The organism is Streptomyces odontotermitis, from assembly GCF_050510915.1.
GTDB lineage: Bacteria > Actinomycetota > Actinomycetes > Streptomycetales > Streptomycetaceae > Streptomyces.
This window is the reverse complement of the sequence record NZ_JBNJLS010000024.1, coordinates 1-22,956: the sequence shown is the minus strand read 5'-3', so window position 1 is coordinate 22,956 and position 22,956 is coordinate 1. Positions and strand designations below refer to the sequence as shown.

The 22,956-nt window shown below is 72.9% G+C and carries 18 protein-coding genes and 2 pseudogenes; 9 read left to right on the top strand and 11 right to left on the bottom strand.

Features of this window, described 5'->3' with window-relative positions; translation table 11 throughout:
• Positions 1–23 precede the first annotated feature (23 nt).
• Together ACQB60_RS39210 and ACQB60_RS39205 are read right to left on the bottom strand one after the other, a co-directional pair.
• Positions 24–1,010, bottom strand: coding sequence for an alpha/beta fold hydrolase (locus ACQB60_RS39210; RefSeq protein WP_496930867.1), 987 nt, complete (start codon positions 1,008–1,010; stop codon positions 24–26).
• 242 nt (positions 1,011–1,252) lie between these two features.
• Positions 1,253–2,152 carry a TIGR03619 family F420-dependent LLM class oxidoreductase gene (locus ACQB60_RS39205; protein WP_496930866.1) on the bottom strand — a complete coding sequence of 300 codons (900 nt, stop codon included), beginning with the start codon at positions 2,150–2,152 and terminating at the stop codon, positions 1,253–1,255.
• 243 nt (positions 2,153–2,395) lie between these two features.
• On the opposite strand from ACQB60_RS39205, the gene ACQB60_RS39200 reads away from it, so the two are divergent.
• Positions 2,396–3,757, top strand: coding sequence for an ROK family transcriptional regulator (locus tag ACQB60_RS39200; RefSeq protein ID WP_496930865.1), 1,362 nt, complete (start codon positions 2,396–2,398; stop codon positions 3,755–3,757).
• A gap of 19 nt (positions 3,758–3,776) precedes the next feature.
• Here ACQB60_RS39200 and ACQB60_RS39195 read toward each other — a convergent pair whose 3' ends face one another.
• Both ACQB60_RS39195 and ACQB60_RS39190 read right to left on the bottom strand, forming a co-directional pair.
• Positions 3,777–4,835, bottom strand: a complete 1,059-nt coding sequence (locus ACQB60_RS39195) for a LacI family DNA-binding transcriptional regulator (RefSeq protein WP_496930864.1) — start codon at positions 4,833–4,835, stop codon at positions 3,777–3,779.
• 78 nt (positions 4,836–4,913) lie between these two features.
• Positions 4,914–5,486, bottom strand: a complete 573-nt coding sequence (locus ACQB60_RS39190) for a putative Ig domain-containing protein (RefSeq protein ID WP_496930863.1) — start codon at positions 5,484–5,486, stop codon at positions 4,914–4,916.
• A gap of 62 nt (positions 5,487–5,548) precedes the next feature.
• Between ACQB60_RS39190 and ACQB60_RS39185 the strand changes: the two are divergent.
• The 3 genes and pseudogenes from ACQB60_RS39185 to ACQB60_RS39175 all read left to right on the top strand — a co-directional run.
• Positions 5,549–5,740, top strand: a pseudogene (locus ACQB60_RS39185) (helix-turn-helix domain-containing protein); the annotation flags it as partial.
• 9 nt (positions 5,741–5,749) lie between these two features.
• A complete protein-coding gene (locus tag ACQB60_RS39180) occupies positions 5,750–6,370 on the top strand; it encodes an L-threonylcarbamoyladenylate synthase (protein WP_496930862.1) in 621 nt (206 codons plus the stop codon).
• 91 nt (positions 6,371–6,461) lie between these two features.
• Complete coding sequence (locus ACQB60_RS39175) at positions 6,462–7,043, top strand: dihydrofolate reductase family protein (protein ID WP_496930861.1); 582 nt, start codon at positions 6,462–6,464, stop codon at positions 7,041–7,043.
• A 208-nt stretch (positions 7,044–7,251) separates the two neighbouring features.
• Here ACQB60_RS39175 and ACQB60_RS39170 read toward each other — a convergent pair whose 3' ends face one another.
• The 4 genes from ACQB60_RS39170 to ACQB60_RS39155 form a co-directional block, all read right to left on the bottom strand.
• A complete protein-coding gene (locus ACQB60_RS39170; protein WP_496930860.1) occupies positions 7,252–10,323 on the bottom strand; it encodes an AfsR/SARP family transcriptional regulator in 3,072 nt (1,023 codons plus the stop codon).
• Between the two features lie 209 nt (positions 10,324–10,532).
• Positions 10,533–11,294: a uracil-DNA glycosylase gene (locus tag ACQB60_RS39165; RefSeq protein WP_496930859.1), complete on the bottom strand. Its 762-nt coding sequence runs from the start codon at positions 11,292–11,294 to the stop codon at positions 10,533–10,535.
• Between the two features lie 65 nt (positions 11,295–11,359).
• Entirely contained in the window at positions 11,360–12,019 is a 660-nt protein-coding gene (locus tag ACQB60_RS39160; protein WP_496930981.1) for an ABC transporter ATP-binding protein, read from the bottom strand.
• A gap of 70 nt (positions 12,020–12,089) precedes the next feature.
• The gene (locus ACQB60_RS39155) at positions 12,090–13,526 is read right to left on the bottom strand and encodes an ABC transporter permease (protein WP_496930858.1); all 1,437 of its coding nucleotides are present in this window, start codon (positions 13,524–13,526) and stop codon (positions 12,090–12,092) included.
• Positions 13,527–13,743: 217 nt separating this feature from the next.
• Here ACQB60_RS39155 and ACQB60_RS39150 point away from each other — a divergent pair, with 217 nt between their 5' ends.
• Positions 13,744–14,406 (top strand): response regulator transcription factor, encoded by a 663-nt coding sequence (locus tag ACQB60_RS39150; RefSeq protein ID WP_496930857.1) that lies wholly within the window; start codon positions 13,744–13,746, stop codon positions 14,404–14,406.
• Positions 14,403–15,695 (top strand): sensor histidine kinase, encoded by a 1,293-nt coding sequence (locus ACQB60_RS39145; protein ID WP_496930856.1) that lies wholly within the window; start codon positions 14,403–14,405, stop codon positions 15,693–15,695. Before ACQB60_RS39150 ends, ACQB60_RS39145 begins: the two co-directional genes overlap by 4 nt.
• Before the next feature lie 88 nt (positions 15,696–15,783).
• Here the strand turns inward: ACQB60_RS39145 and ACQB60_RS39140 are convergent, their stop codons facing one another.
• Positions 15,784–17,172, bottom strand: coding sequence for an alkaline phosphatase (locus tag ACQB60_RS39140; protein ID WP_496930855.1), 1,389 nt, complete (start codon positions 17,170–17,172; stop codon positions 15,784–15,786).
• Between the two features lie 581 nt (positions 17,173–17,753).
• Here ACQB60_RS39140 and ACQB60_RS39135 point away from each other — a divergent pair.
• Together ACQB60_RS39135 and ACQB60_RS39130 are read left to right on the top strand one after the other, a co-directional pair.
• On the top strand, positions 17,754–19,037 hold the full coding sequence (locus ACQB60_RS39135) for an ATP-grasp domain-containing protein (protein WP_496930980.1): 1,284 nt from the start codon (positions 17,754–17,756) through the stop codon (positions 19,035–19,037).
• A gap of 50 nt (positions 19,038–19,087) precedes the next feature.
• The gene (locus ACQB60_RS39130; protein WP_496930854.1) at positions 19,088–21,124 is read left to right on the top strand and encodes a CocE/NonD family hydrolase; all 2,037 of its coding nucleotides are present in this window, start codon (positions 19,088–19,090) and stop codon (positions 21,122–21,124) included.
• Positions 21,125–21,391: 267 nt separating this feature from the next.
• On the opposite strand, the gene ACQB60_RS39125 is transcribed toward ACQB60_RS39130, so the two are convergent.
• Positions 21,392–21,616, bottom strand: a complete 225-nt coding sequence (locus tag ACQB60_RS39125; RefSeq protein WP_496930853.1) for a hypothetical protein — start codon at positions 21,614–21,616, stop codon at positions 21,392–21,394.
• 250 nt (positions 21,617–21,866) lie between these two features.
• A pseudogene (locus ACQB60_RS39120) lies at positions 21,867–22,114 on the bottom strand (NAD(P)-dependent dehydrogenase); the annotation flags it as partial.
• 230 nt (positions 22,115–22,344) lie between these two features.
• Between ACQB60_RS39120 and ACQB60_RS39115 the strand changes: the two are divergent.
• Complete coding sequence (locus ACQB60_RS39115; RefSeq protein ID WP_496930852.1) at positions 22,345–22,905, top strand: hemerythrin domain-containing protein; 561 nt, start codon at positions 22,345–22,347, stop codon at positions 22,903–22,905.
• Positions 22,906–22,956: the final 51 nt, after the last annotated feature.

Sequence of the window (22,956 nt, the reverse complement as noted above, 5' to 3'; positions counted from 1 at the left end):
GAGCGCGGGACGGACGCGAGCGGCTAACCGGCCGCGCCGAGCCACTCCACCAGCAGCCGGCTGACCTCGTCGGCCCGCTCCTGCTGCACCCAGTGGCCGCACCCGTCGAGGAGGTGCGCGGCGTGCAGCCCCGGCAGGGTGTCGGGGAACGCCTTGATGGCGTCGGCGAGCCAGGTGGTGGAGGCGTCCCGGGTGCCACCGATGAACAGGGAGGGCTGGGTGAGCGGGGTGCCCGCGTGCGCGCCGAGCTCCTCCCAGTCCCGGTCCATGTTCCGGTACCGCGCCAGCGCCCCGGAGAGCCCGGTCCGCTCGAACTCCCCCGCATAGACGTCGAGTTGCTCCTCGCTCAGCCAGCCGGGCAGCGGCCCCCCGACGGGGAACCGCTCGCGCAGCGTGCCCCCGCCACGGCTCAGGAAGTGCGGATCGGGGGCATCGGGCCCCGGCATGGTGTCCCCGGAGAACGCGGCGTAGAAGCCCGCGAGCCACCCGCGCACGTCCGGCTCGATCTCGCGCTCGGCCCGCCCCGGCTCCTGGAAGTACGAGACGTAGAACTCCTCCGCGTCCCCGCCCATCGTCGCGAACACGTCGCTGGGCCGCGGCCCGCCGGGCGGCGTGTAGGGCACGCTCAGAAGGCCGACCGCACGGAACACGTCGGGCCGCAGGAGGGCGGAGTGCGCGGCGATGTTCGCACCCCAGTCGTGCCCCACGACCACGGCCTGCTCCTCGCCGAGGGCGCGCACGACGGCGACGCCGTCCTCGACGAGCTCGCTCATCCGGTACGCGGCCACGTCGTCCGGCCGCGAAGAGCGCCCGTACCCGCGTACGTCCACCGCCGCGGCCCGGTACCCCGCGGCGGCAAGGGCGGGCAACTGGTGCCGCCACGAGGACCAGGACTCCGGAAACCCGTGCACGAGCAGGACCAGCGGCCCGCTGCCCTGCTCGACGAGGTGGGTGCGGCCGGCGGGGGAGAGGACGAGGCGGTGACGGAGGGAGGGAGGGGTGGTAGCCATGGCCCGATCGTGGGCCGTGCATCCGCAGGACCGCGACATTTGTTGCTGTGTCGGCAAACGAGAGAGGGGCCCTCCAGCCCGTCCGGCGTTTGAGGACGAGGCCGTTCAGGCCGATGGGGGGCAAGGGGCGAAGCCCCAAAAGAGGGTGCCCCAGGGCGACGGAGTCGCCGTACCGGGAAGGGGCGCCCGCGCGCGGAGCGCGCTGAAGGATGCAGCGGGGAGAGGCCCCGCAGGGCCCCCGCTCACCCCCTCCGCACCCGCTCCAGCACCTTCACCCCCACCTCCAACGCCTCCCCCGGCTCCCGCACGGCCAACTGCAGGTCGATGAAGAAGCTGTCACTCCCCACCCCCGAGTCCCGCACCCCGGCCAGCGCCCCGGCGATGTCCGCGTCGGTCGCCCCCGGCTTCGGGTTCAGCCGAAGGTGCTGCCGCAGCGCCCCCGGATCCCGCCCGGCCTCCTCCGCGGCCCGCACCGCCGCACCCCACAGCCCGGCATGCGCCTCCGCGGGCAGCACCATCCCCATCCACCCGTCGGCCCGCCGCCCGATGCGCCGCATCGCCGCGGGCGTGAACCCGCCCAAGTACACGGGCGGCACCGGCTGTTGGGCGGGCCGCAGTCCGACGTACGAGCGCGGAATGGTCCACTGCGGCCCGTCGTGCTCGAACTCCTCCTGGCTCCAGTAGCCGTGCAGGATGTCGAGGATCTCGTCGAGGTGTGCCCCGCGCCGCGTGAAGTCGGCGTTGACGGCGGTGTACTCGTCCCGCATCCACCCGATGCCGAGCCCGGCGTCGAGGCGGCCGCCGCTGATCTGGTCCAGGGAGGTCAGGCTCCGGGCGAGCAACAGGGGCGGATACCAGGGGGCGTTGATGGTGCTGCTCCCGAGGCGCACCCGCGTCGTCGCGGTGGCCGCGACGGTCAGCACGGTCAGCGGGTCGAGGAGGGTCTTGAACTCGGGCGGGTACGGGTGCTCGGCCGAGTACTCGGGGCCCGGGTAGATGTCGCTCGGTGCGACGGGGGTCAGGGAGCGGTCCCCGACCCACAGCGAGTCGAACCCGGCGTCCTCCGCGTCCCGTGCGAACGAGGCGATCGCCTCGGGCCTGGCGTGCGTGCCGTACTGGGGGAGAGCTATTCCTAGGCGCATGCCCGCATTCTGGGTCGGGCGGTGACACGAGGGACCGGCGCGGCGCACGTGATGCGTGTCACCCCGCCGATTCAGGCTGTGAGTTAAGCCGTGGGGGAAGCGGCTCGGGGCGAGGGTGCCCAGGGTATGTTGCGGGACAGGGCACGAGGCCGCGGGGTCGTGGGGCCGGGCGCGAAGCTGCGGGACGGCGCGCAGGCCGAGGGCCACGGGATATGGGCCAGGGGGACAAGGGGGAGAGGCCGCATGACCGGTCGGAGCAGGCGCACGGTGAACGACCTGCGGCGGGACAACCGCGCCGCGGTGCTGCGGCAGTTGTACTTCGAGGGCCCGATGAGCCGCCACTCGCTCGGCCCGGCCACCGGACTCAGCTCCGGCTCCATCAGCAACGTCGCCGCCGAACTGGCCGCCGAGGGCCTGGTGGAGGAGGCGGGCAGCGTCGACTCCGCGGGCGGGCGCCCGCGCACCCTGCTGCGCGTCGCGCCCACGGCCGGACACATGATCGGCGTGGACGTGGGGGAGACCCGTGTCCGCATCGAGCTCTTCGACCTGGCGCTCACCGAACTGGCCCGCACCGAGCGCCCGTTGGAGCCGGTCGGCCACGACGCCGGGTCCTGCCGCTATGACGTCGACGCCATCGTCGGGCACATCGGCGACGGCGTCCGCGAGGTCCTGGACGCGGCGGACATCGCCCCGGAGCGGCTGCTGGGCGTGGGCGTCGGTGTCCCCGGCATCGTCGCCCGCACCGCCGAGCAGGGCGCCGTGGTGCACGGCCAGACCATCGGCTGGGACGCGGTCCCGCTGGAGTCGCTGCTGCGCGCCACCGGCCAACTGCCGGACGGCGTCCCGTACTTCATCGACAACGGCGCCCGCACCCTCGGCCAGGCCGAGCTGTGGTTCGGCGCGGGCCGCGGCGCCCGCAGCGCCGCCGTCATCCTCTTCGGCTCCGGCGTGGGCGCCTGCCTGGTCACCGACGTCATGGAGCACGGCAGGGCGCTGGAGTGGGGCCATCTCACCGTACGGGTGCGGGGGCGCAGATGCCGGTGCGGGGCGCTCGGCTGCCTGGAGGCGTACGCGGGGGCCGAGGCGCTCCTGGAGCGCTGGCGGGAGGCGGGCGGCCGCCCGCCCGAGGGCGTCGACGAGGAGACCGCGCTCGCCGCGATGCTCGCGGCGGCGTACCCGGCCGACACCCCCGAGGCCGCCGGACCGGACGTCGCCGCTCCGGCCATGGCTACGGCCACTGCCCCTGACCCGCTGGCCCGCGCCGTGCTCGACGAGACCGCCGAGTACCTGGGCGCCGGGCTCTCCGACCTGATCAACCTCTTCCAGCCCGAGCGCGTCCTCATCGGCGGCTGGGCCGGTCTCCAGCTCGGCGCCCGCTTCCTGCCCGCGGTCCGCGCGCACGCCACCGCGTACTCCCTGGCCTACCCGGCGCGGCGCGTCACCATCGAGATGGGCGAACTGGGCCCGGACGCGGTCACGGTGGGCGCCGCGACCCTCCCGCTCGCGGACTTCTTCGCCCGGGGAGGGCGCCGCGAGGACGGTGCGCGCGAGCGTGAACTCCCGCCCTGGCACGCCGCGTTGGCGGAGCGGGCGCCGACCTCCTGACCCCTGCCCGGCAGAGACGTCAGGCGGACTCCCGTACCACCAGCTCCGGTTCGAAGATCACCGACGTCGGCCCGGTGCGCTCCCCTTCGATGTGCTCCCGCAGCAGCCGCACCATCGTCGCCGCCATCTCCTCCACCGGCTGGCGCACCGTGGTGAGCGGCGGGCGGCAGGCGCGCGCGGCGGACGAGTCGTCGAAGCCGACCACCGCCACGTCGTCCGGGACGCGCCTGCCCGACTCGCGCAGCACCTGGCACGCGCCCTGCGCCATCAGGTCGTTGGCCGCGAACACCCCGTCCAGGTCCGGGTGTTCGGCGAGCAGTCGCGCCATCGCCTCGGCGCCGCTCTGCTGGGTGAAGCCGCCTTCGGCGACGGGTGCGTACGGGTGCCCGTGCCGCGCCAGCGCGTCCCGGAACCCGGCGAGCCGCTCCTGCCCCGCGGGCACGTCCAACGGCCCCGATACCGTGGCCACTCGGCGGCAGCCGCGGGCCAGCAGATGCTCCGCCGCGAGGCGGGCCCCGTCCTGATGGGCGAGGTCGACGTAGCTGAGCGGGGCGGCGAGGGCCGGGCGGGCGAACAGGACCGCGGGCAGGCCCGCCGCGGCGAGCCGCTCCGGCAGCTTGTCCTCGGCGTGCGTGGAGACGACCAGGGCGCCGTCCGCGCTGCCCTGCCGCAGATAGGCCACGATCTGCTCGCAGGCCGCCTCCGAGTCCGCGAACATCAGCACCGGGTGCATCGACCGCGGCCGCAGCGCACCCACGACGCCGCTGACCACCCGGCCGAAGAACGGATCCGCGAACACCCGTGCGGCAAAGGAGTCCTGGGCGTCTTGCGCGTCCTGGATGTCCTCCGTCTCGTCGCCCGCCCCCGCGACGACCAGCGCGACCGTCTCGGCCCGCCGCGTCACCAGGGAACGCGCGGCGCTGTTCGGGGTGTAGCCGGTGCGCTCGACGGCCTGCCGGACGGTCTCCTGGATCACCGGATCCACGTTCCTGATGCCGTTGATGACCCGGGACACCGTCGCGCGGGAGACCCCCGCCTCCCGCGCGACATCTTCAAGTGTGGGCAGCCGCCTGCTCATTCCCGCACCCTACCCCGGGGTGTGCGGGCCGGGGAGAGCGCTTTCCGCATGACGGTGCCCGTTGCCGCGGTGGCCGCGTCAGTGGAAGACGTACCAGGTGACGTTCGCCGACGCGGTGCGCCCCGCCGAGTCCGTCACCGTGATCCGGCTGGTCCGCGTGCCCCACTGGGTGGGCGTGCCCGCGACGGTCCCGGTGATGCGGTCGAGGGTGAGGCCCGCGGGCAGTCCGGTCGCGCTCCAGGTGTACGGGGCCGTGCCGCCCTGCGCGCTGTTCCTCACCTCGACCGGTCTGCCGACCGCGGACTGCTGGTCGGCGACGGTGGCCACGGCGAGCTCACCGGGCTGCGCGCCCTCGGTGGCCAGCGCCAACTGCCGCTTCTGCAGGGCCTCGTCGACCGGCTGGAAGATCGTGAACGTCTCACCGCTGCTGCCGCACGTATTGCTGCCGCCGCCGGAGTGCAGCCCGACCGCCTTGCCGCCGCTCGCCGTGACGTACGAGCCCCCGGAGTCGCCGCCCGCCGAGCAGGCGTCGGTGTAGGAGAGGCCGTCGATGACGACGTTTCCGTAGTCCACGCTCTGGTCGACCTTGGTGATCCCGCCGCAGTGCGAGCCGCTGGTCTGCCCCGAGCGGCACACGGACTGGCCCACCACGCCCTCGGCCGCCTCGACGCCACCGCGACCCGCGCCGACACCCCCCCCACCAACTCACCGAAGCGGAACGGAAGGTGGCCGCCCTGGTGGCCACCGGCATGACCAACCAGGAGGCCGCGGACCAGCTCTGCCTCTCGGTGAAGACCGTGGAAGCCACCCTCAGCCGGGTCTACCGGAAACCGGGCATCCGCTCGCGGGCCCCACTGCCGCGGGCGCGGGGAATGTCGTCGGGGGAACGTACCCTCAGGGATTAGGCTCGCCGGATGGCGAAGTACTTCGACGTGCACCCCGACAATCCTCAGCGGCGCGTGATCGGCAACGTGGTCGACGGCATCCGCTCCGGCGATCTCATCGCCTATCCGACGGACTCCTGTTTCGCGCTCGGCTGCCAGCCCGGCAACCGGGAGGGAATGGCCCGCATCCGCGCCATCCGCCGGCTCGACGAGCGGCACCACTTCACCCTCGTCTGCCGGGACTTCGCGCAGCTCGGCCAGCTCGTCCACGTCGACAACGACGTGTTCCGGGCGATCAAGTCCGCCACCCCCGGCAGCTACACCTTCATCCTGCCGGCCACGAAAGAGGTCCCGCGCCAGCTCCTGCACCCCCGCAAGAAGACCGTCGGGGTGCGCATCCCCGACCACACCGTCACCCAGGCCCTGCTCGCCGAGCTCGACGAGCCGCTGCTCTCCAGCACCCTGCTCCTGCCCGACGAGGAGGAGCCCCTGACCCAGGGCTGGGAGATCAAGGAGCGGCTCGACCACGTGGTGGACGCCGTCGTCGACTCGGGCGACTGCGGCACCGAGCCGACGACGGTCATCGACTTCTCCGACGGCGACGTCGAGATCGTGCGCCGCGGGGCGGGCGACACCGCGCTGTTCGAATAGATTCTCCCCCTGGCCGGGCGCTGATCGATGAGTTTCACCGCACCCAACGGTCACTACCGGCAACAACCTACGAAACACCGGGAGCCTTGAGATGCGTACCTTGATCAGCACTGCCTTCGTCTCGCTCGACGGCGTCGTGGAGGCCCCGGGCGGCGAGCCGGGCTACCGGAACGCGGGGTGGACCTTCAAGGACATCGAGTTCCTCCCCGAGGCGTTCGAGATCAAGGGGCGGGAGCAGCAGGAGGCCGCCGCGATGATGATGGGCCGGGTCAGCTACGAGGCGTTCAGCCCGGTCTGGCCCGGCATGGCGGACTTCGCCGACTACAAGGTGATGCCCAAGTACGTCGTCTCCACCAGCCTCACCGAGGACGCCCTCGTGTCGGACTGGGGCGAGACCACGATCCTGCGCTCCCTCGACGACGTCGCCGCCCTGAAGGAGACCGAGGGCGGCCCGATCATCATCCACGGCAGCGCCACCCTCAACCGCGGCCTCTCGGACGCGGGCCTCATCGACCGCTACCACCTGCTCGTCTTCCCGCTCCTGCTCGGCGCGGGCAAGCGCCTGTTCAGCGACGCCGACAAGGACACGCAGCACCTGAAGCTGGTCGAGCACGCGACGTACGCCAACGGCCTGCAGAAGAACGTCTTCGACGTCGTCCACCGACCGCGTTGATCGGACGTTGATCCGGGTGCGGCAGAGTGCCGTGCGTACGTGGAGAGCGCGCCCGTCGACCGGCCGCCGGGGCATGTGGGGGCATGCCTCCGGCGCAGGGCAGGCACAGGGAAGTCAGGGACGGTGCCGAGCGGCGCCCGGGTCCGGGTCGCGCCCACGTCGATCCCGGCGTGGGCTTGGGGGCCCACGCCGGGTCTTTCCTTCCCCGTCAGGCCCCGCCCGCACCACTGCCTTGGACCTCAGGTGCGATGGCCGTCAGGAGCTGGTGCACCTCGTCGGCCTCCACCGCCTGATGGCGTACGAACAGCTCGTGCGCCGTGCGGAGGTGCTCCCCGGCCTCGGCGGGGCGGTCCCGGTCCAGCAGGGAGCGGCCGAGCGCCGCGTGGGCGAGGGCCTGGCAGCGCGCCGAGTCATAGGCGATGCCCTCGGCCAGGGCCGCCTCGGCGTAGCCGGCCGCCCGCTCGGGCAGGCCCCGCGCGAGGGCGCACTCGGCGAGCCGGCCCCGGGTGAGCGCGGCCCACACCCGCCGCCCGGCCCGCTCGAACCCGTCGAGGGCGAGCAGGAGTTGGGGCTCGGCCGCCTCCGGGTCGCCGGTGCTCGTCAGGATGTGGCCGAACTGGTAGTGCGCGTAGGCCGTGCCGTAGACGCTGCCTGAGGGGGCGGCGAGGGCGACGCCCTGCTCCGCGGCGGACCGGGCTGCGGCCGCGTCGCCGAGCGCGAGGCGCGCCCGGGCGATGTTCACGCAGCAGCGGCCCGCGCGGGCCGTGTCGCCGAGAGCGAAGAAGCCGTCCCTGGCCCGCGCGAAGTGGCTCACCGCCTGCGCGGGGCGGCCGCTGGTGAGCAGGACGGAGCCCAACTGGTTGGCGCCGCGGGCGAGTCCGAGCGGATCCTCCGCCTCCCGCGCCAGGCGCAGCGCGGCCGACAGATCCCGCTCGCTCGCCTCCGGCACCCGCGTCCAGTAGAAGGAGGTCCGCCCGCGCACATAGCGGGCCCGGCCCTGGCCCCAGAGCTCGCCGAGGCGCTCCGCCGCCTCGATGACCGGGGTGAGGACGGCCACGAGGTCGTGCTGGCGTGCCGGGGTCGGCACCAGGAAGAACCAGAGGCAGGCCAGGTCGCCCGCCGCCCGCAGCGCCTCGCGGGTCGCCGTCGCCTCGGCAGCCGCCTGCGCGATGGTGCGGGTGACCAGGTCGGCCTCGGCGGCGACCCAGCGGCGGGCCGCGTCCGTGTCGGCCAGGGGGGTGCCGGGGCGGTCGGGGGTGCGGCAGTGGCGGGGCAGGATGTCGTGCGGCTCCAGCCGGGCGTAGGCACCCCGGACCGTGGCCAGCACGTGGTCGATCAGGCGCAGCGCGGCCGCCCTGGGCACGTCGGCGGACTCCAGGCGCTCGCACTGGCGGCGCGCGGAGAGCCGTACGAGATCGTGGAAGCCGTACCGGTCCGGGCCGCACTCCTCCAACAGGCCCGCGTCGACGAGCTGTTCGGCCTGGTCGCGGGCCGTCTCCTCGTCGGTGTCGAGCAGCGCCGCCGCGGCCGCAAGGGGCAGTTCGGGCGCGTCGGCGACGGAGAGCAGCCGGAAGGCGCGCGCCGCTTCGGGGGTCAGGCTCTGCTGGCCGAGCCGGAAGGCGGCCGCCACGTCCAGGTCGCCGGCCTGCAGTTCGTCCAGGCGCCGCCGCTCGTCGGCGAGCCGCTCCAGGAGGGCGGCCAGGGACCAGCCGGGGCGTCCGGCGAGCCGCGCCCCCACGATCCGCAGCGCGAGCGGCAGCCGTCCGCAGGCCGCCACCAGGGCGCGGGCCGCTTCGGGTTCGGCCGCGGTCCGCCGCTCTCCCACGATGGCGGCGAGGAGGGCGACCGCCTCGTCCTCGGCCATGGCGTCCAGGGCGACCGGCCGGCAGCCGGGCAGCACCAGGGAGCGGTTGCGGGCCGTGACGAGGGCGGCGCTCGCGCCGGTGCCGGGCAGCAGCGGGGCGACCTGCGCGCCGTCGTGCGCGTTGTTGAGCACCACCAGGACGCGGCGCTCGGACAGCAGGGAGCGGTAGAGGGCGGCGCGCTGCTCGGGCTGTTCGGGCACCGCTTCCCGCTCGACGCCGAGCGCTTCCAGGAACGCGCCGAGGACGGTGCCGCTGTCGCTGGGGCCCGCCTCGTGCAGCAGGCCGGGCTCGGCTTCGTGCGGGGCTGCGCTCCCCGCCCCTGGCCGGTCCGTGCGGCGGGCCCCGGGCCGCCCGGACAGGCCGCGCAGTTCGGCGTAGAGCGTGCCGTCCGGGAAATGGTCCCGCACCAGGTGCCCGACGTGCAGGGCGAGCGCCGTCTTGCCGACCCCCGCGATGCCGGTGATCACGGCGCAGGCCGGGGCCGGCGGCTGTCCGCTCCCGGCCCGCAGGAGGGTGCGCCGCAGCTCCTCGCGGTCGGCGGCGCGTCCGGTGAAGTCCGGCACGCTGAGCGGCAGTTGGCGTGGCCGGACGGCCGGCGGGGGCTCCGCCGCCGTGGGGCGCGGCGGGTCGAGGCCGGGGTCGGCGGCGAGGACGCGGGCATGGGTCGCCGTGAGCTCGGGGCCGGGGGCGACGCCGAGCTCGTCGGCAAGCACCCGGCGGGCCTCGGCGTACGCGGTGAGCGCCTCGGACTGCCGCCCGCTGCGGTACAGGGCGATCATCTGCAGCACCCGCAGGCGTTCGCGCAGCGGGTGCGCGCCCACCAGTTCGCCGAGCACGGGGGCGGCCGCGGCGTGCCGCCCGAGGTCCAGCGCACACCCGTACAACTCCTCGAGGGCACTGACCCGCAGCTCCCCGAGCCGCCCGCGCTCCCGCTCCACGAACGGCCCGCGCAGCCCGGCGAGCGCACTGCCGCGCCACAGGCCGAGCCCCTGGGACAGCAGGGCGTGCGCCCGCCCGGTGTCCCCGTCCGCCCGCGCCGCCGCGGCCTGCGCCACCAGCCCCTCGAACCGGATGGCGTCGACGGCCTCGACGGCTTCGACGGCCTCGGTGGCTTCGGTGGGTATGGCGGCTTCGGTGGCAGCTGCGGGCAGACGCAGCGCGTAGCCGTCCCCGGCAGACACCAGGACGGTGGCGGGCGCGCGCGGTGGCCGTGCCGGTTCGAGGAGCTTGCGCAGCCGCGAGACATACGTCCGTACGGTGCCGAGGGCGCGCGGCGGCGGTGCCTCGCCCCAGAGGGCCCCGATGAGTTCGCCCGCGCCGATGGCGCGCCCCCTGCGCAGCGCGAGCAGGGCGAGGACCGCCTGCTGCTGGGGCGGGCCGAGGGGCAGTTCACGCCCGTCCCGGAGGGCCCGCACCGGGCCGAGCAACTGGATCGCGAGGGCGTGCTCCGCCTCGCGGGTGACCGCTGTCCGGCCCGTTCTGCCTGTACTGATCGCTCTGCCCTTCGTCCGCGACCGAGGCTAACGGGCGGGTGGGACGGCCCGGTTGGGGGGTGGGCGTCGGAGCAGCTGGTCAGGGCGGCTGGTCAGGGCAGCTGGTCAGGGCAAGTCAGCGCGGCAGAGGGTCACGGCAGGGGGAGATCCGCGGCGCGGGCCGCGTCCGCGAGCACCTCGCGCAGCATCGCGGGGGTGAGCCGGCCGGTGAAGGAGTTCCGCTGGCTCGGGTGGTAGCTGCCGAAGAGCCGCAGTTCGTGCCGCTGCCGCCCGTCGACGGGCGGCAGCACCGCGGTGGCCCCGTGCCCGAAGGCGGGCCGGGGACGGGGCACCTCCCACCCCGCACGGGCCAGCGCGGGCAGCGTCGTCTGCCAGGAGAACGCCCCCAGCAGCACCACCGACCGCAGCGTCGGCGCCAGCAACTCCAGCTCCCGCACCAGCCAGCTGCGGCAGGTGTCGCGCTCCGCGGTCGTGGGCTTGTTGTCCGGCGGGGCACAGTGCACGGGCGCGGTGAAGCGCGTCCCGTGCAGGGTGAGCCCGTCGTCGGCCCGCTCCGAGGTGGGGATGCCCGCGAGGCCCACGGAGTGCATGCACGCGACGAGGACGTCGCCGGTGCGGTCGCCGGTGAACATGCGGCCGGTCCGGTTGCCGCCGTGCGCGGCCGGGGCGAGGCCGACGATCAGCAGCCGGGCGTCCGGCGGCCCGAAGCCGGGCACGGGCCTGCCCCAGTACGTCCAGTCGGCGAAGGAGCGGCGCTTGGTCCGCGCGACCTCCTCGCGCCACTCCACCAGGCGCGGGCAGGCCCGGCACTCCACGAGCCGTGCGTCGAGGCCCCGGACGGAGCGCGCCGCGGCCGCCGCCTTCTCCGGGTCGTGCACCTGCTCCGCGTCCATGGCCGGGGCCTCCCGCCTCGTTTCGTCCTGTCTCGTCCTGTCTCGTCTCCGGCCGGTCGTCCGGCCTACGCCGTCAGCTTGCCCCGCTTGAGGTGCAGTACCTCGTCCGACGCGGCGGCGACCTCCTTGGAGTGGGTCACGACGATCACGCACTTGCCGTCGTCGTGGGCGAGCCCCCGGAACACCTCGATGATGCCGTCGGCCGTCTCGTGGTCGAGGCTCCCGGTGGGCTCGTCCGCGAAGAGGACGTCGACCTCGCAGGCCAGGGCCCGGGCGATGGCCACGCGCTGCTGCTGTCCGCCGGAGAGCTGCAGGGTGCGGCGGTGGTGTTCGGTGGGCTCGACGCCGAGCAGCGTGAGGAGTTCGACGGCGCGCTGCTTGCGGCGGCCGCCCTTGACGCCGGTGATCTCCATGGCGGAGGTGATGTTCTGCACCGCGGTCATGTACGTGAGGAGGTTCAGGGACTGGAAGACGGTCGCCACGTGCTGGTTGCGGTACCGGCCGAGGCCGAGCCGGGAGATGTCCCGGCCCCGGAAGCTCACCGTGCCGGAGCTCGGCGCGTCCAGGCCGCTGGCCAGGGACAGGAGCGTGGTCTTGCCGGACCCCGAGGGGCCGACGACGGCGTACATCCGGCCTGCTTCGAAGCGGTAGTTGACGCCCTTGAGGACCGCGCGGCGGCGGTTGCCGCTCTGGTAGGTGCGGGTCACGTCGGCCAGTTCGAGCAGGGCGGGAGCGGTGGGGGCGGTAGGAGCTGTGGGGGAGGTGGGGGAGGTGTGGGAGGTGTGGGAGGTCACGTCAGTCGCCCTTCGTGAGGATGTCGCGCGGGTTCAGGCGCAGGACGCGGGAGCCGGGGACGAGGGTGGCCAGGGCGGCGATGCCCAGACCGGTGGCGCCGACCTTGCCGATGTCGGCCGGGCCGAGACGGATGTCCATGGAGCTGATCGGCTCGACCTCCGGCTGGTCCTTGCCGCCGCCGCTGCCCAGGGAGTTGGTGTAGTCCGGCTCCTGGGGCTTGTTCGCGGTGTCCTCCTTGGCCGAGGACACCTCGCCGGCCAGGAGCTTGTCGCCGATGCCCTGGGACAGGAACTGGCTGCAAGCCCCGGCCAGGCCGACGGCGACGACCGCGCAGGCGACGACCTCGACCAGGTGCTGGCCGAGCAGCCGCGGCTTCTTCTCGCCCAGGGAGAGCAGGATGCCGAGCTCCTTGCGGCGCTCGCGCAGCGACGAGGCGACGATCAGCGCGAGGATCACGGTGCCGGCGAGGGCGACCAGCCAGACGGTGACGGAGGCGAAGTCCGCGGTCTTGTTGATGGGCCCGACGAGCGTCTTGTACTGCTTGTCGTTGACGGTGATCGGGAAGATCCGCAGATCGGCGCCCGCGGCCTCGGCGTCCTTCTTGAGCCGGCCGAGGTCGTCGGGGTCCTTCAGCGTGAAGGTGGCGTTCTTCAGGACGGTGTCCTTGGCGCCCTTGCCCTCCAGCTTGGAGCCGCCGCCCGGGGTGACGTACACGCGGTTGGCGGGGTCCATCATCGCGGGGACGTACTGGCCGCTGTCGGGCGTGCTGCTCTTGTAGACGCCGACGACCTTGAAGGAGTACTCGCGCTTGTCGCGCTCCTGCCCGGCGCCCGGCAGGACGCCGACCATGAGCTTCATGCGGTCGCCGACCTTCAGGTGGTTGTCCTTGGCGACGCGCTCCTCGACGACGATCTCGTCGCTCCTGCTGTCCGGGGTGATGCCGCGCCCGGCGATCAGCTTGGAGTCGCCGTTACGGAATTCCTTGACCTCGTCGAGATTCAGGATTCCGGAGGCGCTGAACAGGTCGGTGCCGAGTGTGTCCTGGCCCTTAGGAGGCGGCACGGGCTGGTGCAGCTTGGTGGATTTCGTGGGAAAAGCGCCGCCGTCGGTGGCGTAATTGCACTTCGCCACCGCGGACGACGTGCAGATCTTGTCGACGAGGCTCGCGTGCAGATCGCCCTCGGCGCCGATCGTGCCGCCCTGAGGCCCGTCCGGCTTGTCCATCTTCCCGGAGTTGATCAGGCCGTTCACGTCCAGCTGCATGGTGGCCACCGCGCCCACCCGCTGCTTGGCGGCGTCCGCGGCACGGGCGGCCGCGGACTGGATGAGGAATCCGGAGAGCACCAGGGTGCAGATCACGAAGAAGAGACCGATCAGCATCAGCGTCTTCCCCAGGTGGCCCGTCAGCCGCCACCAGGCCCGTTTGAAGAGGTTCATGGCATGGGACGCTAGGCAGCCGCTGTTTTCAACCGTGTTTGGCCGCGGCGGTGCGGCCGCGGTCCTCATACACGGTTCAAAGGCGAGATCTGGTAAATGTGGGCGAGGCAGGGGCGAATTACCGGAATCGGTACTCCGCCATTTCATGGAATTCTCAGACGGTACGGACGGTCACGACCGTCGAGAACGTACAGACGGTGCGGACGGGGCAGACGGCGTGCGGGTGCTGGTGGTCGAGGACGAGCAGTACATGGCGCGCGTCATCGAGATGGGGCTGCGCCGCGAGTCCATGGCGGTGGACGTGGTGCACGACGGCGAGGCCGCCCTGGAGAAGGCGGCGGTGTACGACTACGACGCGGTGGTCCTCGACCGCGACCTGCCCGGCGTCCACGGCGACGAGGTCTGCCGCCGCATCGTCGCCCAGGGCCTGGACTGCCGCATCCTCATGCTCACGGCCGCGGGCCGCCTCGGCGACAAGGTCGAGGGCCTCGGCCTCGGCGCCGACGACTACCTGGCCAAGCCCTTCGACTTCCCCGAGCTGGTGGCCCGCCTGCGCGCCCTGTACCGGCGCAGCCCGCAGGCCCACGCCCCCGTGCTCACCTTCGCCGACCTCACCTTCGACACGCACCGGCGCCGGGTGACCCGGGCGGGCCACGAGGTCCGTCTCACGCCCAAGGAGCTGGCGGTCCTGGAACTCCTGCTGCGCGCCGACGGCGGGGTGCTGAGCGCCGAGTACCTCCTGGACAAGGCGTGGGACGCGCACGCCGATCCGCTGACCAACGCGGTCCGCCTCGTCGTGCACACGCTGCGCAAGAAGCTGGGCGAGCCGCAGCTCGTGCACACCGCCATCAGCGCGGGCTACTACCTGGGCACCGCATGAGGCTGCCCCGCCTGCCCCGCCTGCCCCGCCCGTCCCGCCTGCCCCGCCCGTCCCGCGGGGCCGGGCGCCCCCGCACGCTCAGCATCCACGTGCGCCTCTTCCTGGGCTTCGGTGGCGCCCTGGTCGCCTGCTCGGCCCTGATGGTCGCGGTGATCTACGTCGGGATCCGCTTCGTCCCCACGTACGACTTCGCGTCCACCATCGAAGTGAGCCCCCAGCCGACGGTGTCGGCCACCGCGCCGCAGTGGGTCGAACCGCACACGCCGGGCCCCCGGACGCCGGGCCCGACCACGACCCCCGAACCCGGACGGCGAGTCGACTCGTCGGGGCTGATCCGCGACAAGGAGGACGTCTGGTCGTCGGTGCTCGCCATCTCCGTCGGCGGCCTCCTCGTGGTGACCGCCGTGGGGCTCGCCGCGGGCTGGGTCATCTCGCGCCGCCTGCTCGCACCGCTGCAGACCATCAACCGCGCGGCGGCCCAGGCGGGGGAGGGCGATCTCGCATACCGCATCAACGCGCAGGGCCCGCGCGACGAGCTGGGGCAGCTCGCGGACACCTTCGACACCACCCTGGCGCGCCTGGAGGAGTCCTTCGCGGCGCACCAGCGCTTCGCCGCGAACGCCTCCCACGAGCTGCTCACCCCGCTGGCCACCACCCGCGCCGCACTCCAGCTCGCGGCCGCCGACGGCTCGGGGGAGTCCCTGCGCGAGCTGCTGCCGATGCTCACGGAGACCAACGAGCGCAACATCCGGGTCGTGCAGGAGCTCCTGGCGCTCGCCGCCGCGGACCAAGTCCCGTGCGACACCGAGCCGGTGGACCTGACGGCTCTCGTACGCGAGGTCGTCGCGGAGGCCGCCCCGCCCGCGGACGGCCCCGCCCTCTCCGTCCACGCCGACGCCGCCGCCCGCCAAGTCCGGGGCAGCGCCACGCTGTTGAGGCAGCTGGTGCGGAACCTCGTCGAGAACGCCGTCGCGCACAACACCGGGGCGCCCGACGCCTTCGTGAGCGTGACGGTGGGCGACGGCACCAAGGACGAGGGCGAGGGGGAAGGCGAGGCGGCCGTCGTGCTGGAGGTCGCCAACTCCGGCCCGCGGATCGCCCCGGAGACCACCGACCGCCTCTTCGAGCCGTTCTACCGGGCGACGCCTCGCGTCGGCAGCGAGCGCGGCCACGGCCTGGGTCTCGCCCTGGTGCGCTCGGTGGCCCGCGCCCACGGCGGCACGGCCACGGCGACGGCCCGCCCTGAGGGGGGCCTGGTCGTCCGGGTCGTGCTGCCGTGGCTCGGCTGACCGACGGCTCGGCTGACCGACGGCTCGGCTGACCGACGGCTCGGCTGGCCGGCGGTTCAACTCACCGGCGGCTCAACCGGCCGCAGGATCAGCGCAGTCGGAGCGCCTCGCGGACCGTCGTGAACAGGTCGGTCTGGTTGGTGACGCCGAGCACGCGGTACGCCTGCGGGCCCTGGGCGGCGATGCGGACCTGGGTGCCGGTGTGCTCCTGGGACTGGCCCGGGGTGTTGGTCGAGTAGTTGACCTTCAGCTGCTGGCCCTCGTCGGTGACCAGGGTCGAGGAGAGGCCGGGCGGCTGCGCCTCCAGCGGCACGATCTGGCTGGTGTGGGCGTGGTCGGCGGTGGTGACGACCATGGTGTCGGGGTGCTTGGCGGCGTAGTCGCGGGCGACCTTCACGGCCCGGTCGAAGGCCGCGGTCTCCCCGATCTGGCCGCACGGGTCGGCGGCGTGGTCCTGCTTGTCGATCGAGGCGCCCTCGATCTGCAGGAAGAAGCCCTGCCCGTTCTTGCCGCCCTTGCGGCTCTTCTGCTTGGCCTCGAGGAGCTTGATGGCCTTGCTCGCCTGGTCCTCGAGGGCGGGGGTGCCCGCGGGCCGGTTCGGGTTGGAGGTGGTGCAGCGCTGCGGGTCGGTGCCGCCCTTGGCCGCGGCCTTGCCGGTCCACTCGACGGGGACGTTGCCGGGGGCGAACAGGCCGAGGACGGGCTTGCCGCCCTTGACGGACGTGACCTTCGCCAACTCCCCGTCATTGGTGACCACTTGGTACCCGAGCTTCTTGGCCTGCTCGGTCACGGTCAGGCCCTTGTACGTGCCGTCGGTGACCTTCTGGTCGAAGCGCTGCCTGCCGCCGCCGAGGAGGACGTCGACCTTGTGGTTCACGCTCTGCTCGGCGATCGAGCCGGGGCCGCCCTTGGCGATCGTGTCCGCCGGGCACTTGGCCATGTCGGCCGGGCCCTGGCAGCTGCGGTCGGTGGCGTGCGAGGCGAGCACCGCCGGGGTGGCGTCGGTCAGTTCGGCGGTGGTCACCGAACCCGTCGCGTAGCCGCGCTTCTGCGCCAGCTCCAGGATCGTCGGCACCGCCTTGTCGGTGCCCGGCGTCTTGGAGATCCGCCCGTTGACGGTCTTCACACCGGTCGCCCAGCCGCTGCCGCTGGCCGCCGAGTCGGTGACGTAGTCGGGGGTGCCGTCGGCGTGCACCGCGTACGTCGTGTACGCCCCGGTCAGCGGGAACTTGTCCATGTTCAGGCGCCCGTTCGCGCCGACCGTGTAGTCACGGGCCAGGGTGATCTCCGAGTCACCCATGCCGTCACCGATCAGCAGGATGACGTTCTTCGCCTTCCCGCCCTTGATCGCCTGCGCGGCCTGGTCCTTGGTCCCGGAGGCCCCCGCCGTGGCGGTCACGGCCACGGCCGTGGTGGCGGCGACCACGGACACGGCGGCGGCTATGAGGGTACGGCGCGAACGGCGCGCTCTGGACATACACAACTCCTCGGCTGAATGCTGCGGATCCTGGACTTCGGGATCTGTCGAGCACCTCACCAGCGCCGTGTGAACCGGGGGAGTCGCCCCGTCGGCGTCCCGGTGACGCCGGGGCGGCGCGAAGCCGCGACGCGATGGTGGTGTGTTGCGCCGTGGCCGTCTGCCGGGGCTCGTACGTCGCGGGCCGTCTGAACTTCGAGGCGGTCGAGTGGGTGCTGTTCATGTGGGTGGTCACCGCCGTCCTGATCGCCGTGGCACCACTCGCCGCGTTGCTGGTCCGGCCGGTCGAGTCGGCGTCGGGACTCGTGGGCGGCCGGCCGGCCGTGGTGCGGCACCACGAGGTCTCCTTCTGGAGTTCCGCCTCTCCCGCCCCCTACGGCGGGAGCGGGAAGCCCCGAACAGTCCGGAGCTCACCTCCAGGGAACTCTCCTGGCTCCCACGCATACGCACGACGTCCCCTGGGCACCCGGTGCCCGGCCCGTTCGGGCGGCAGCTCCACGTCCGGCCCGCGTCCGAACCGCGTCGAGATTCCTGTCAGCCCCGAAGGAGCCCAAGTGAGCGAGGACATCTTCGTCATCGGCATGGACGAGGCGAATCTGCCGACGCTGCGTGCGGCCGGCGCCGGGCACGACTGCCGGTTCCACGGCGTTCTGGCCATCGAGGAACTGCAGGACGGAGAGGTCTCGGTGCCGGACCTGCTCGCCCGGGCCCGCCGCGAGCTCGACGCCTTCGACGGCACGGTCGACGCGATCACGGGTTACTGGGACTTCCCGGTGTCCACCATGGTGCCGATCCTCGCCCGCGAGTACGGCACCCGCGCCACCGATCTGGCCTCGGTCGTCAAGTGCGAGCACAAGTACTGGAGCCGCCTGGAGCAGCGCGCGGCGGCTCCGGAGGCGGTGCCCGCGTTCGGCCGGGTGGTTCTCGAGGCCGACGAGCCCCGGCTCCCCGACGGCGTCTCCTACCCGCTGTGGCTCAAGCCCGCCCTCTCGTACTCTTCCGAGCTGGCCTTCGGGGTGGAGGACCAGGACGGCTTCCGCGCCGCGGTACGGGAGATCCGAGCGGGCATCGGCCGAGTCGGCCGCCCCTTCGAGTTCGTCATGGAACGGCTGGAACTGCCGCCCGACATGGCGGACGTCGGAAGCCTCGTCTGCCTCGCCGAGGAGCGTCTCACCGGAATCCAGGTGGCCGTGGAGGGCTACGTGCACCAGGGCGAGGTGACCGTCTACGGCGTCCTCGACTCCATCAACTACCCGGACAGCTCCTCGTTCCTGCGTCACCAGTACCCCTCGATGCTCCCGCAGCCGGTGATCCGCCAACTGCACGACGTGTCCGAGCGGGTGATGCGCCGCATCGGCATGGAGGGCGCCACGTTCTCGATCGAGTTCTTCTACGACCCGGGCACGGAGGCCGTCCGCATCCTGGAGATCAACCCGCGCCACTCCCAGTCGCACGCCGAGCTGTTCCACTTCGTCGACGGCGTGCCCAACCACCACTGCATGCTCGCCCTGGCGCGTGGCGAGGACCCGCGCATGCCGCACGGCGAGGGCCGCTACGCGATGGCCGCCAAGTGGTACCACCGCTGGTTCACCGACGGCGTGGTGCGCGACGTGCCCGGCCGCGACGAGCTGGACCGGATCGAACGCGAGATTCCCGGTGTCCGCGTCGACGTGGCTCCCAGGGAACGGCAGCGCCTGTCCGACCTGTCGCAGCAGGACAGCTACAGCTACGAACTGGCGCACATCTTCACGGGCGGCGACAGCGAGAAGGAACTGCGCGCCAAGTACGACCGCTGCGTGGCCGCTCTCGGCCTCTCCTTCGAGGACACCGCGCCGACCCGCGACCGACAGTCCGACCCGGCCTGAGCGCCCGCGCCTGTCGGCCCCGACCCGACGAAAGGAGCACGACCCCCTCCATGCGCACTGTGACCGACCTCCCTCACAAGATCCGCGAGGAAGCCCACGTACGCATCCCGATGTCCGACGGAGTGCGCCTGTCCGCTCACATCTGGCGTCCTGCCTCCAGCGACGGAGAACCCGTACCGGCGATCCTGGAGTACATCCCCTACCGCAAACGCGACCTGTCCTCGGTGCGCGACTCCCTCCACCACCCCTACCTCTCCGGACACGGATACGCGTGTGTCCGAGTCGATCTGCGCGGCACCGGCGACTCCGAGGGCGTCCTCACCGACGAGTACCTGGAACGCGAACAGCAGGACGCCGAAGAGGTCCTCGCCTGGCTCGCGCGGCGCCCCTGGTGCGACGGCGGCACGGGCATGATGGGCATCTCCTGGGGAGCGTTCGCCGCGCTCCAGGTCGCCGCGCGCCGCCCGGCGTCGCTCAAAGCGATCGCCATCGCCTCCTTCACCGACGACCGCTACGCCGACGACATGCACTACATGGGCGGGGCGCTCCTCTCGGACAGCCTGGCCGAGGCGGGCACCATGTTCGCGTACGCCACCTGCCCGCCCGACCCCGAGGTGGTCGGGGACCGGTGGCGCGACATGTGGCACGAGCGCCTGGAGAGCGCCGGCCCCTGGGTACTGGAGTGGCTGCGCCACCAGCGCCGTGACGACTACTGGCGGCACGCCTCGGTCTGCGAGGACTACGCGGCCGTCCGGTGTCCGGTGCTGGCTTCCAGCGGATGGGCCGACGGCTACTCCAACGCGGTCACGCGCCTGCTCGCCCACCTCGACGTGCCCCGCAAGGGGCTGATCGGCCCGTGGTCGCACAAGTTCCCGCACCTGGGCGAACCGGGTCCCGCCATCGGGTACTTGCAGGAACTCGTCCGCTGGTGGGACCACTGGCTCAAGGGCGCCGACAACGGGGTGATGGACGGGCCCATGCTGCGTACCTGGATGCAGGAGAGCGTGCCCCCCTCCACCTCCTACGCCGAGAGGCCGGGACGCTGGGTGGCCGAACCGTCGTGGCCCTCGCCCCATGTGCGGGAACGCGTCCACCCGCTCACGCGGCACCGCATCGGCTGGCCGGAGTCCGGCGAAGGCGCCGGGCACGGTGTGCTGACGGTGCAGTCGCCGCTGTCCGTGGGCCAGTTCGCCGGCAAGTGGGCTTCCTACAACGCCCCGCCGGACCTGCCCTACGACCAGCGCGAGGAGGACGGCGGCTCCCTGGTCTTCGAGACGGACGCGCTGACCGAGCCGCTGGAGATCCTCGGGGCGCCGCGGGCGGACCTCGAGGTGTCGGTCGACGAACCGGTCGCCATGGTCGCGGCCCGCCTCTCCGACGTGGCTCCCGACGGACGCGCGACACGCATCACGTACGGGCTGCTGAACCTGACCCGGCGCGACGGCGGTGACGAGCCCGAGGCGCTGCAGCCGGGCAGCCGGTACCGCGCCAGTGTGCACCTCAACAGCGTCGCCCAGACATTCCCGGCGGGCCATCGGATCCGCCTGTCCCTGTCCACCTCCTACTGGCCACTGGCCTGGCCGCCGCCGCGACCGGTCCTGCTCGGCGTTCATGAGGGCAGCAGCACCCTGGCCCTGCCGGTGCGTCCGCCTCGGCCGTTCGACGACACGGAGCCGGGAGCGAATCCCTTCGGTCCGCCCGAGGGGGCTCCCGCGCTCCCCACCACTCAGCTCACACCCCCGGAGCAGAGGTGGGAGGTGCGCCGCGAACTGGTCACGTACGCCTCCGCCCTGGAAATCGTCAAGGACACCGGGACGGTCCGCTTCGACGGCATCGACCTGGACGTGGGGCGTCGGGCGGTCGAACGGTACGGCGCCGTGGCCGACGACTTCACGTCGGTGACCGGCGAGTCCACGTGGACGATGCGGTTCCGTCGGGAGGACTGGGACACGGAGGTCGTCACGCGCACGGAACTCACCTGCGACGAGCGGGAGTTCCACGTGGCGGCGACGCTGGACGCGTTCGAGGGGCGGCGGCGCGTCTTCGCCGGGACGTGGAACGAGTCCGTACCACGCGACCACCTCTGAACGGCCATGGACGGGAAGGAGAGCCACGACGAACCGGCCCGAGCCCGAGGTGCGACCCGAGACTCCCGGCAAGCGTCCCCCCCGTTGTGCCACGCGATCTTCCCGACCGGCCCGTGCCGCACGGACCGTCGGCCTGAACGGGGCGGTCCCGGCGGCCGGGCGATTCGGTTGCTCAGCGCCCCACCGCACGGGCCGGCTGCGCCTTGTTCATCGACGAACGTCCCTCGACGTCTGACGTCCAGCCGTCTGACGTCCAGCCCGGCGCCGTCAGGCGTCGTCGCCTTGCGCGTCCTCCTGCGCGGAACGGTTCGGGGTGAGGGTGTCTGCGGCCTCGCCGGTGTGGTCCTCGCGCCGGCCGCGTCGCTCGGGATCGGCCTTGAGCGCGGCCTGTTCCAGTTCGTCGAGGACCTCTTCGCGCGCGGTCCGCGCCGGGGCGTCGCCGCGCTCTTCGCGCTCTTCGGGTTCCGTGTCCGTGCCGTGCTCCTTTGCCACTGTTGCCTCCTCAGGTCTGTTGGTGCCTCGCACTGCTGGCTCTCCTTTCGGGGGAGAGGCGTACTCCGCGGGCGCCGCGGCTCACGGAAGGGGGGTGCCGCCGGTGGCGTTGAGGATCTCCGCTGTGATGAAACTGGCCTGGTCCGAGGCGAGATACGAGATAGACGTAAGCCGGAGCCATTTCGGCCGGCTGCGCAGGGCGCCCCAGAGGAGCTTGTTCGCCGTCGTTCACCAGCATCCGGGCCAGGCCGTGGGTGAAGAGGACGTCGGCTCCCTCACGGGCAAAGGCGAGCGCCACCGCGCGACCGATTCCCGAATCGCCGCCGGTCAGCACCGTCTTGCGGCCGGTGAGCCGGGCCGCGCCCTTGTACGAGTCCTCCCCGTGGTCAGGCGGCGGGTCCATGGGGCCGCTCCAGCCCGGTGGCTGCTGGTCCTGCCGGGGAAGTCGGGGCGCGGATGCGCGGTGGCCGGGTCCTGAGGGCTGTCCGCGTTGGCCATGGGGGCTCCTCCGTGCGTGTCTGGTGCGGATTCCCGCGTCCTGCGGCGCGACGTCCATGCGGTCGTCGCGAGGCTCTCCCGGGTACCCGGTTCGCGCTCTTCAACCGGGCGAGGCTCCGTGGGTTCTGCCGATGCCGGCCACGGGTGTCGTGCCGCAGCGGCTGGGCACCCGGCGCGGGCGCACGAACAAGGATTGAGCGGGCGCACGGACAAGATGGAGGAGGAGCGCCATGGCAGGAGGCCGGAACAACGTCATCACCGAACTCGTCACCGACCACCGAGAGGTGGAGGAGATGTTCACCCGGTTCGACAAGGCCGTCCCTGGCAGCGAGGACCGAAAGCAGATCGCGCACGAGTTCACCATCGAGCTGGTGCGGCATTCGGTGGCGGAGGAGGAGCACCTCTACCCGGCTGTGCGTCGCCACGTACCGGGAGGCGACGCGCTGGCGGACAAGGAGCTCAAGGACCACGCCGGAGTGGAGAAGCTCCTCAAGCAGGTGGAGCAACTCCCGCCGGGCGCGGCGACATTCGACGAACTGGTCGCCACTCTGCAGGCCGAGGTGGCCGCGCACGTGCGGGACGAGGAGAACAACCTGTTCCCCCGCCTGCGCGAGGCGTGCACCGACGAGGAACTGCTCGACCTCGGCGACAAGATCCGCTCGGCGAAGAAGACCGCGCCCACGCGTCCGCACCCGCATGCCCCCAACACGCCGCCGGGCAACAAGCTGCTCGCCCCCGGCACGGGTCTGGTGGACCGGGTGCGCGACTACCTCACGGGCCGCGGCCGGTGAGCTCAGCGAGAAGTTGTCGGCCGCCCGGCCGACTGCGCGACGATGCCGGCC